Annotated in this window: 8 protein-coding genes; all 8 read left to right on the top strand. The window is 66.2% G+C overall.

Going from position 1 to position 11,212, the window contains the following annotated elements:
• The first annotated feature begins 366 nt into the window (after positions 1-366).
• The 8 genes from AC5L38_RS00150 to AC5L38_RS00185 all read left to right on the top strand — a co-directional run bounded on the left by AC5L38_RS00150 (position 367) and on the right by AC5L38_RS00185 (position 10,870).
• A complete protein-coding gene (locus AC5L38_RS00150) occupies positions 367-1,743 on the top strand; it encodes a pectate lyase family protein (protein ID WP_495240657.1) in 1,377 nt (458 codons plus the stop codon).
• A gap of 505 nt (positions 1,744-2,248) precedes the next feature.
• Positions 2,249-3,748 carry a condensation domain-containing protein gene (locus tag AC5L38_RS00155; RefSeq protein WP_495240658.1) on the top strand — a complete coding sequence of 500 codons (1,500 nt, stop codon included), beginning with the start codon at positions 2,249-2,251 and terminating at the stop codon, positions 3,746-3,748.
• A 440-nt stretch (positions 3,749-4,188) separates the two neighbouring features.
• Positions 4,189-5,220, top strand: coding sequence for a LacI family DNA-binding transcriptional regulator (locus AC5L38_RS00160; protein ID WP_495240659.1), 1,032 nt, complete (start codon positions 4,189-4,191; stop codon positions 5,218-5,220).
• Positions 5,221-5,358: 138 nt separating this feature from the next.
• On the top strand, positions 5,359-6,690 hold the full coding sequence (locus tag AC5L38_RS00165; RefSeq protein ID WP_495240660.1) for an ABC transporter substrate-binding protein: 1,332 nt from the start codon (positions 5,359-5,361) through the stop codon (positions 6,688-6,690).
• Between the two features lie 103 nt (positions 6,691-6,793).
• The gene (locus AC5L38_RS00170) at positions 6,794-7,729 is read left to right on the top strand and encodes a carbohydrate ABC transporter permease (RefSeq protein ID WP_495240661.1); all 936 of its coding nucleotides are present in this window, start codon (positions 6,794-6,796) and stop codon (positions 7,727-7,729) included.
• Between the two features lie 14 nt (positions 7,730-7,743).
• Complete coding sequence (locus AC5L38_RS00175; RefSeq protein WP_495240662.1) at positions 7,744-8,613, top strand: carbohydrate ABC transporter permease; 870 nt, start codon at positions 7,744-7,746, stop codon at positions 8,611-8,613.
• 121 nt (positions 8,614-8,734) lie between these two features.
• Positions 8,735-9,778: a LacI family DNA-binding transcriptional regulator gene (locus tag AC5L38_RS00180; protein ID WP_495240663.1), complete on the top strand. Its 1,044-nt coding sequence runs from the start codon at positions 8,735-8,737 to the stop codon at positions 9,776-9,778.
• 69 nt (positions 9,779-9,847) lie between these two features.
• Positions 9,848-10,870 (top strand): LacI family DNA-binding transcriptional regulator, encoded by a 1,023-nt coding sequence (locus AC5L38_RS00185; RefSeq protein ID WP_495240664.1) that lies wholly within the window; start codon positions 9,848-9,850, stop codon positions 10,868-10,870.
• The last annotated feature ends 342 nt before the right edge of the window (positions 10,871-11,212 follow it).

Raw genomic sequence — 11,212 nt, forward strand, 5'->3', positions numbered from 1 at the left:
TTCCGCACCATTTGTCCACGTTCTGGACTAATTGGCGACACGCGTATGTCCGGGGTGAAAGTTTCCTCGTCCTTGCGTGCGCCGGCGGGCTCGAAGGTTAACCACAGGAGACCTCGACCACCGCCTTGAGTTATCCCGGCTGGAGATAACTTCCCCCTTTCACCAGCCAGGAGGCGCCGATAACAGGCGCCGTGAACCTGCGATCGGGGTGTGGCGCCTCCCGGTGTCACGGCGGGCGATCTAATCCGGCTGGTCGACTACCTTGACTTAAACGGTTAAGTCAACTTGGCTCATCGAAACCACGCGAATGACCTGCGGTTTCAGGGTGCTCGGCTTCGGTCCGGTGCCCAAGAAGGAGACAAGAGCATGACTTTGCGACAACGACGCCTGGCGATCCTCGGGAGTGCGGTAGGGGTCCTCTGCCTGGCGGCGGGCCTCGTCACGGCACCGGCCTCCGCGGCGGCGGGCTGCCAGGTCACCTACTCGGTGACCTCCCAGTGGAACGACGGGTTCGGCGCGAACATCGCGATCACCAATTTGGGCGATCCGCTCACCGGCTGGCAGCTTAAATGGTCTTTTCCGGCGGGACAGGCCGTGACGCAGGGCTGGAACGCGACCTTCTCCCAGAGCAGCGGCGCGGTGACCGCCGCGAACGCCCCCTACAACGGCGACCTGGCGACCGGTGCCACCACCACTATCGGCTTCAACGGGAGCTGGAGCGGATCCAATCCCGCGCCCACCTCCTTCACCCTGAACGGGGTCGCGTGCACAGGCTCGGTCACCGGCTCGCCGTCACCGAGCCCGACCTCCACCCCGACCCCCACCCCGACCCCGACCCCCACCCCGACCCCGACGCCCACTCCGACCACCTCACCTCCGCCGCCCGACACCACCGGCCTCGTCGGCTGGGCGACCCAGGGAGGCGGCACGACCGGCGGCGGCAACGCGGCCACCACCACGGTGACGAACTCCTCGGCCCTGACCAGCGCGGCCTCAGGGACGGGCGCGGCCGTGATCCGGGTGTCGGGCACGATCTCCTGCTCGGGCATGCTGAGGATCGGCTCCAACAAGACGATCATCGGTAATTCCGGCGCGGCGATCGTCGGCTGCGGCCTGAACGTCTCCGGCGCCTCCAACGTGATCATCCGGAACCTGACCTTCAGGAACTGGGACGACGACGCGATCAACGTCCAGTACTCGACCCGGGTCTGGATCGACCACAACACGCTGTCCAACGGCTACGACGGCGCCATCGACATCAAGCGCGCCAGCGACTACGTCACCGTGTCGTGGAACCACCTGTATGACCACGACAAGGCCATGCTGCTCGGGCACAGCGACGACAACGGCTCCGAGGACAGTGGTCACCTGCGCGTGACCTACCACCACAACCGGCTCGACGGCATCACCCAGCGCGGCCCCCGGGTGCGCTTCGGCAATCCGGTGCACGTCTACAACAACTACTACCTTGATGTCAGCGGATACGGCGTCGCCTCCACCGAAGGCGCCGGCGTGCTGGTCGAGGGCAACTACTTCGAGAACGTCGACGACCCTTATCACCTGGGCGAGGCCTCGTCCGGTCCCGGCACCCTGGTGGCCCGCAACAACTACCTGACCGGTTCCGGCAGCGGGCAGCAAGGCGGTTCGGTGGCGTCCATCCCGTATTCCTACAGCCTCGACGGGGCGTCCTCCGTCAAGTCCATCGTCATCTCCGGCGCGGGAGCGGGAAAGATCAGTCTCTGAACGGCCATGGAGCCGATTCTCAGGGTCGTCATGCCCGCCCCGACCGGTTTCCTTACTCCAAGAGGTTGAATCGAAGAAGTGCCTGCCCGAGGACGAAAAAAGAAGAAACTGAACATCGCTCAACGTCTTGACGCCCTCAATGGCACTCCTTAGCCTTCTCCCACCGATATCGGGAGAGGGCCGATCGCCGACGAATACCAATATGGCACTCGACCGAATGTTTTAGTCGAGTGCCATATTGGCGTGCGCCTCGACGGCGATGTGGTGGCGCAAAGGAGTGGGTTTGAACAGGCCATTCGGCCGCGGTGGACGTGGCCGGCGTGGCGGTCGGCTCACCAAGCCCATCACCCCGGTGAACCGCACGCCGGTGACCCTCGGGAAATACGAGAAGTACGCGCCGGGTTTTGTGTGGCGCCCATGCGAGGCGAACTGTGATGACCGGTGGTGGTCGGAGGTGAATGACCTGAAGGTCCGCTTCTCGGGTCTCCGGTCGGGGCGGTGGCCCATGACGGTCAGTCAGAAGAACGTGCTGGAGTGGATCAGCCCGGACCTGCCGGGACCGGCCGACATCCTGTCGACGATGGTGCGCGTGCCCCGGGGGAGCACCATGGACGAGGTCGGTACGGCCCTGGGCGCGCTGATCGGCCGCCAGGAGGCGCTGCGGACCCTCGTGCGGGACGGCGAACAGTTCGTGCACGCGTCGGGAACGCTCGTCGCCGAGGTGGTCGAGGCCGAGTCCGCGGGCGCCGGCCAGGGCTGGTTCCCGCCCGGCCGGGCCTTCGATCCCGCCGCCGACCTCCCGATCAGGGCGAGGGTGATGACCCGGTCGGGGTCTCCATGCTTAGTCGTCTTGCACGTGTCGCACGTGGCGGCCGACTTGTCGGCGATGACGATCCTGCGCGCCGAACTCGCCGCCCTGCTGGCGGGCCGGACGCTTCCCGTCGCCGCGTACCATCCCGCCGACCAGGCCGCCTACGAGCTCACCCCGGCCGGGCGGCGCCGGCTGGAGGGCTCGGTCAGGTACTGGGCCCGCCAGGTGGCCGAGCAGCCGTTGTGCGCGCTCGGCCTGCCCTCCCGTTTTCCCGGCGCCCGCGGCCATCATCACGTCCTGCTGGGCTCCCGGCCCGCCGCGGAGGCGCTGGCCCACATCGTGGCGACCACGGGCGCGCGGCCGGCGGCGGTCGTGATGGCCGCGTTCGCGGCGCTCCTGATGAGCTGGACCGGAGATTCGAAGTGCCAGCTGCACTGCCTGTGCAACAACCGTTTCTCCCCGGAGCTGCGCGACTACGTCGGCACGGTGGCGCAGGAGACGATCATCCCCTTCACCGCGTCGCCCTCGTTCCTGCGGGCGGTCGCCCGGACGGACGCCGCGGCCCTGGCGGCCTACAGGTACGGCCGCTATGACTCGGTACGGCTGTTCGAGGCGAAGGATTCGGTGGAGCGGGCCCGCGGCATGCGCTGTCACCGGGACGTGGTCGTCAACAACACGACCGGCCACGCGCAGGTGATCCTGCCGAGGGCCGGCGTGGAACCCGGCACGGGCGACCGCGCATTCGACGCTCCCGCGGAGTTCGACATCTACCGGCTGGACGGCACGCTCGGCTGCGGGCTCGCCCTCGACGCCCGCCTGGCCAGCGCCGACGAGACCGCCGCCCTCCTCGGCGGGGTCGAGCGGCTCATCGTCGCAGCAGCAACTGGCGACGGTGACGGCGATGGTGACGGTGACGTCGATCCGGCCGGCTTCGGCATCCCCCCGGCGCAGCGGGGGCCGGGCTGGGTGCGTATCCGCTCGTGCTGGGTCGATCTCGCCGGTGTCCAGGCCGCGGCGGACCTCGCCCTCGGCCCCGGCGTCGCGCGGATCGAGGCCGTCGGCGACGAGCTCGTCGCCCGGGTCGGGCACGACACCGACGTCTCCGCGGCCGCCGGGGCGGTGGTCGACGTGGTCCTGCGCGAGGGACGCCATGGTGTGGTCGCACCCAGCCATTACGTGCGCGCCGCCGACTGAGAACGATCGGCACGCTGACCTGAGCCTCCCGGTTGGGAGCTCTTCGAGAGCGGGGCACGCTGTGTGGTAGCTGTCACGGGCAGGTGGCCGAGCGTTCACCGAGGGGGCGAACCCGGTGCTTTCCGCCCTCGGGCACGTACGCATGCCCGGCTTTCACCCGCCGAAGCGCATCCGCTCACTAAACGGTGTCAACCCTAGCAAAACCGAGTAAGTTGGCGTTAGCTTGGGACTCGCGTCACCTCGGTGTAACGAGCGTGAAACGCGGATAGCTGACCTACCTGCATCTTTTGGGTAGTTCCGTGGCGAAGTGTGTCGATTCGCTGCGATGAGTGATAAAAACTATGACGGTGAGTAATGGCAGAAGATCGATAGGTGACAGCTCTCCGCTTCCATGGAGATCGTTACTGAACCGAGAAAGTACGCCGAACCGGAGGTGCCACGTGAAGCGACCCACGATCTCCGACATCGCCACAGAGGCGGGTGTCTCCAAGGGGGCCGTCTCGTACGCGCTGAACGGCCGGTCGGGCGTGTCCGAGGAGACTCGCCAGCGGATACTCGCGATCGCGGAACAGCTGGGATACCAGGCCAGCGTGGCCGCCAGGGCGTTGGCCGGAGCGCGCGCGAGGGTCATCGGCATGGCGTTGCCGCGTCCGCCCACCACGTTGGGCATCGAACCGTTCTATATGGAGCTGATCAGCGGACTGGAAGCCGAACTCTCCCTGCACGGATACGGCCTGCTTCTTCAGATGGTGGCAGACGAGTCCGAGGAGATCACCTGCTACCGGAGCTGGTGGCGAGAGAGTCGCGTAGGCGGCGTTCTGGTGTGTGACCTGCGAGTACGCGACCGCCGGGTCAAGGCCCTGAGTGAAGTGGGACTTCCCGCCGTCGCGATCGGACCGCCGAGTGCGGCGGGATCGCTCGCGAGCATATGGTCCGACGACGGTGTCTCCATGGTCGAAGCCGTGGAATACCTGGCCGCGCTGGGGCACCGGCGGATAGCCCGCATCGGGGGGATACCTCAGCTCGCGCACACCGCCATTCGAAGCGACACGTTTCTGGCGGTCGGCCGCCGCCTGGGCCTGACCGCCACCATCGCTTCCACGGACTACTCGGCCGAGGACGGAGCGCGGGCGACGATCCGTCTCATGGGACTGGCCGCACCGCCCACCGCACTGATCTACGACAACGACATCATGGCGATCGCCGGTCTTACGGCCATTCAGGAGGCCGGCCTGTCGGTTCCCGGCGATGTGTCGATCGTCGCGTGGGACGACTCGCCCATCTGTCCTCTGCTCGACCCGCCGCTGACCGCACTGACCCGCGACATCGGCGCGTACGGCATGCACGCGGCCCGGCTGCTGCTGACCGCGGTACGGGGCGCCGGCGTCCAGGACGTCCACGATGAGCCCGCACTCCTGACGCCGCGCGGCAGTACCGCGCCACCGCGGGTGAGCGGCGAAACAACCGTGTAACGGTTCGACATCGTCCGCCCCTCGGACTTTACTTACCGGATTTTAGTGAGCACCATTTCGCTCACTTGGGCTAAAGCGCTTTATAAACGGCGCCAGTCGGCACACCCGAGTGCCCGTTGATCCCCCAAGGACGGAGTCATGGATATGCGCAGTAAGGTCTTGAGCGGTGTTGCGCTGGCCTCGATGCTGCTCGCCGCGGCCTGCGGCGGCGGCACGCCCGCGCCATCAGGTGCCTCAGCACCTCCCACGTCCGCGGCGTCGGCCGACCCCGCCAAGGTCACCGGCACCGTCACGGTCCTCACGAACCGGACGGACCTCGTGACGGACGGCACGATGAAGAAGTACGCCGCCGAATTCAATAAGACATACCCCGATGTCACGGTGAAGTTCGAAGGCGTCACCGACTACGAAGGCGAAGTCAAGATCCGCATGAACACCGAGAACTACGGTGACGTGCTCTTGATTCCCAATACGATCGGTAAGGACGATTACCCCAAGTTCTTCGAATCGCTCGGAAGCGTGACCGATCTGGAAGACAAGTACGTCTACACCAGCAAGAGCCATGTCGGGGGCGCCGTCTACGGCATCCCCGCCTTCTCGTCCGTCAACGGCTTCGTCTACAACAAGGACGTCTGGAAGAAGGCCGGGATCACCGACTGGCCCACCACGCCGGATGAGTTCCTCGCCGATCTGCAGGCGGTCAAGGACAAGGGCGGCGCCATCCCCTACTACACCAACTACAAGGACGGATGGCCGCTGACGGCGTGGACCAGCGTTCTCGGTTCACCCTCATGCGACGCCAAGGCGACCGACAAGCTCGCCACCTCGCTGGAGCCGTGGAAGGCGGGCGGTGACCTCAACATCGCCGACACGCTGCTCTACAACATCGTGAACCGGAAACTGTCGGAGCCCGACCCCACGACCACCAACTGGGAGGACTCCAAGAGCCAGCTCGCCACCGGCAAGATCGCGAGTATGTGGCTGGGCTCGTGGGCCATCGTGCAGATGCAGAAAGCGGCCAAGGACGCGGGCCTCGACCCCTCGGTGATCGGGTACATGCCTTTCCCGGCTCAGAGCGGCGGCAAGTTCTGCACCATGGTGACGCCCGACTACCTCTACGCCGTCAACGTCCACTCCGAGAACAAGCCCGCCGCGCGGGCCTGGCTCGAGTGGATGGTGCAGAAGTCCGGTTTCTCCGAGACCAACCAGGCGATATCCAGTGTCGCCGGAGCTCCGCTCCCCAGCGCGCTGCAGCCTTACAAGGACGCCGGTGTCGAGTTCGTCGAGCTCTCGCAGGCCGAGACCGGCAAGTTCAACAAGATCGACAACGAGTCGGAGGTCGGCCTGAACAAGCAGGACTACCGGCAGAAACTGATCGACATCGCGCGCGGCGCCGGATCCGGTGACCTGAACGGGCTGTTCTCCGAGCTGACGACCAAGTGGGCCGACACCGTCAAGCTGAGTGGCTGAGCGGCCCCTCTCCCGTCATTTCGCATCGAACCAACAGCGCCATCATCTCGGACGGGCGTACTCGCCCTACGCCCGTCCGAGATGCGCACCCAAAGGACACTCGATGGCCATCACCTCGTCGACCGCCCGGACCGGGAAGTCGTTCGAGCCACAACACGCGGCTCCGCCTCGGCGAAAGTGGCGGCGTCTCACCCCGTGGCTCTACCTGCTCGTTCCGCTGGCCTTCCTCGTGACCTTCACCTACGTGCCGGTCGCGAACATGATCTCCTACAGTTTCACCGACTGGGACGGATTCAGTCCCGACCAGCAGTACGTGGGCCTGGACAACTACGCCCAGTTGTTCACCAGGCCCGAGCTGTTCCAGGTCTTCTACGTCAGCCTCTTCTACCTTGTGGCCTCGCTGCTGCAGATCGCCCTGGCGCTCTACTTCGCCACGGTGCTGAGTTTCAACATGCGCTTCCGGAACTTCTTCAAGGGAGTGCTGTTCTTCCCCTACCTGCTCAACGGCGTCGCGGTGGCGTTCGTCTTCCTGTACCTCCTGCAGCCCGGCGGAACGCTTGACAGCGTGCTGGCGCTGTTCGGCATCGACAACAAGCTCCTCTGGCTCGGCGACCCGGACATGGTCAACATCTCCCTGTCGGGGGTGTCGGTATGGCGCTTCCTCGGACTGAACTTCGTTCTGTTCCTGGGGGCGATCCAGTCCGTGCCCACCGAGATCCACGAGGCCGCCGAACTGGACGGGGCCACGCGTCCGCAAGTCTTCTGGCACATCATCCTGCCCTCCATCCGACCCATCATCAGCTTGAGTGTGATCTTGGGAATCACCGGCTCGCTGTCGGTGTTCGAGATCCCCTGGATCATGACGGGGGGCTCGGGGGAGAGCAAGACATTCGTGATCCAGACGATCAAGCTGGCGTTCCAGTTCAACAAGGTGGGCCTGGCGTCGGCGGCGGCGGTCGTACTGCTCGTCGCGATCCTGCTGGTCACCTGGATCCAGCGCAGGCTGGTTCCCGACGAGGCGCCGGCCGATGCCCGGTGAAAGGACGTTCCGAGATGGCCGTGCCGGCGGTCCGCGCGAACCTGTGGTACCGAACCCCGGCGGCTCGCATGATCGCGACCGCGCTCAAATACCTCTCGCTGGTCGGGGCCTCGGTGGCGGTGGTGCTGCCGCTCCTGACCATGCTCACCACCTCGTTGAAGACGCGGCGGGAGGTGGCGGAGGGGGGAATCCTGTCACTGCCGGGAAACTGGCTCAACTTCGACAACTACGTGACCGCGTTCAACAACGGGAACATGTTGCTGGCCTTCGGCAACACCGCTTTCCTCCTGGCTTTTTCGATCGTCGGAGCCATTCTCATCGGGACGATGGCCGCGTACGCGATCGACCGGTTCGCCTTCCGGCTGCGCGGGCTGGTCATCGCCCTGTTCCTGATCGCGACGCTGGTGCCCGGTGTGACGACTCAGGTCGCCACCTTCAAGGTGATCAACGCGTTCGGGCTGTTCGACACCCGGTGGGGTCCGATCCTGCTGTACATGGGGACGGACATCGTCTCGATCTACATCTTCCTGCAGTTCATCAGGAACATCCCGGTCTCGCTCGACGAGGCGGCCAAGCTAGATGGCGCCTCGTCGTTCCGGATCTACCGCACCGTGATCCTGCCGCTGCTCAAGCCGGCGATCGCGACCGTGGTGATCATCAAAGGGATCATGATCTACAACGAGTTCTACATCCCCTTCCTCTATATGCCGTCGGAGGAACTAGGGGTGATCTCGACATCCCTGTTCCGGTTCAAGGGCCCCTTCGGCGCGCAATGGGAGGTCATCTCGGCGGGCGCGGTCCTCGTCATCCTGCCAACACTGATCATCTTCTTGGTCCTGCAACGCTTCATCTACAACGGCTTCACCTCCGGAGCGGTCAAATGACCTAGAACCGGACGCGTGCCGGGCGGCGTTGGCAGGCCCGGGTAGTCTCCTCACCAAGCAGTTGTGGCGTACGCGACGATCACGTCGTGGATCGCCGGCATCGGACGAAGGAATCTGGCGCGTGAAGCGACCGACGATCAGCGACATTGCCAAACGCGCGGGTGTTTCGATCGGAGCCGTTTCCTTCGCCCTGAACGGACGCCCCGGCGTGTCATCGGAGACCCGCAGGCGGATCATCGCCATCGCCGACGAGATGGGCTGGCGCCCGAACGCCGCGGCGCGCGGACTGTCGGAGGCGAGGGCGCACACCGTCGGGCTGGTTCTCGCGCGCCCCGCCGACACCTTGGGCATCGAACCGTTCTTCATGAAATTCATCTCCGGCCTGGAGAGTCAGTTGACGCTCTCCAAGACGGCGTTGCTGCTCCAGGTCGTCCCCGACCACGCCAGGGCGATCGAAGCCGTGGAGGTCTGGTGGGCCGAGCGGCGCGTCGACGGCCTCATCGTCATGGACCTGTGGTCGGAGGACCGCAGGGTGGCCATGCTGGAGACCATGAAGATCCCAGCGGTACTGGTGGGGCGGCCGCGACCGGATTCGTCCATGCCCGCCGTCTGGAGCGATGACGCCGCCGCCGTGGCCGAGACCGTCGACTACCTGGTCGGTCTGGGCCATACGCGAATCGCGCGCGTCGCCGGGCTGCCCGCCCTGGAGCACACGCGGGTGCGTGGCGAGGCGTTCCGGGCGGCGCTGGCACGTCACGGACTCGAGCCGTCCGCCATCATCGACACCGATTACACATGGAAGGCCGGTGCCGAGGCGACCACGTCCCTCCTGACGAACGGGCGGCGGCCCACGGCCGTCACCTTCGACAACGATGTGATGGCGACCGCCGGGCTGAGCGTGGCGCGCAAGCTCGGTGTGAGCGTGCCGGCGGAGCTGTCGATCGTCGCGGGAGACGACTCGCAACTTTGCGAGATGGTCTATCCGCCGCTGACGGCCCTGTCGCGAGACGTCCAGGCGTACGGCATGAACACCGCCCGCACGCTCCTGGCTCTGCTCGACGGCAGGCAACCGCAGTCCTACCAGGACGCGACGGCCCGGCTACGGATTCGCGGCAGCTCGGCACCCGTCTTCGCGGGGCAGGGCGAAGAACATCCAGTGGCGTGATGATCCGGATCCGATCATCCGGTCTAGCATGGTGATTCCGAGCCGGGATCGATGTCCGCTGGAGGGCCGATGGGGGACCAGGTGACGATGAGCGACATCGCTCGTCGCGCCGGCGTCTCCCGTGCGACGGTGTCCTACGCGCTCAACGGCCGGCCGGGCGTGTCCGAGGAGGTCAGGGAGCGCATCCTGCGCATCGCCACCGAGGTCGATTTCCGGTCCAGCGTCCCGGCCAGAGCCCTGCGCGGAGCCGGTACGCACGCGATCGGCATGACGCTGCGACGGCGCGGAGCCAGGGGCGTCATCGAAGCGGTTCGACGACGCCTGATCAGTGGAATCCAGGGCGAGCTCGCCACTCACGGCTTCGGACTGGTGCTCCAGTTCGTCGACGAAGGCGCACAGGAGATGGAGGTCTACCGCCTGTGGCGCGCCGAGGGGCGCGTGGACGGTGTGATCGTGTGCGATCCGCAGATCGGCGACCCGCGGCCGGACGCGCTCACCGAGATGGAGATGCCGGCCGTGGTGCTCGGGCAACCCGAACACCACGAAGGGCCCCCTCACGTGTGGACCGACCCTGTGCGAGCGAGCGAGGCGGTGATCTCGCATCTCGCGGCGCTCGGGCATCGGCACATCGCCCGGATCGGCGGTCCTGAGACGCGCTCGGACCCCTTCTACGCCATCGAGGCCTTCTCCACCGCGTGCGACCGCAACGGAATCACGGCATCGATCGTCATGGCCGCGCGGACGGCCCGTGAGGGGGCCCACCCCACCCGCCGCCTGCTCATCACGCGCCCGCGGCCCACGGCCATCGTGTACGACAACGACATCATGGCGGTCGCCGGGCTCGGCGTGGCCAAGGAACTCGGCCTGCGGGTTCCGGCCGACCTGTCGATCCTCGCCTGGGACGACTCGGTTCTCTGCGGGCTCGTCCGGCCGGCCATCACCGCGCTGAGCCGGGATGCCGTTCTCGATGGAGGACGCGCGGTGCAACTCCTTCTGCGCGCCATAGCGGGCGAACGGCCCGCGCACGTCGAGGTGCCGGTACCGCGGCTGGTGGTCCGAGACAGTACAGGCCATCTGGACGAGACTCCCTGAGCCGTCTCGCGACACCTGGACGACCACCTGACATGGTGGGGAACAGCTCATTGACACCACCATGATTCAAGCCGTACTTTCAAGATGCTTACTCGGTTAAGCGCTGGAGTGTGAAAGGGATCGGGCGAGAGCGGACACTCTTCGCGGAAGTCCCCCTACGTGCCTGGGCGAGAGCACGTGAACGCACTCATATGGCCAGTTCGGCCGGGACGGATTCCGTCCACGGCATCCCCTGTCGTGCGCGACACGCATGACCGCCAACGGCGGTACCGGTTCAGTCCACCCTGCCCCGGGGGCGAATCTCGGTGCCCCGGACGGCGCGACCTAATCTTTGAGGAGTCT

The organism is Streptosporangium nanhuense, assembly GCF_059358815.1.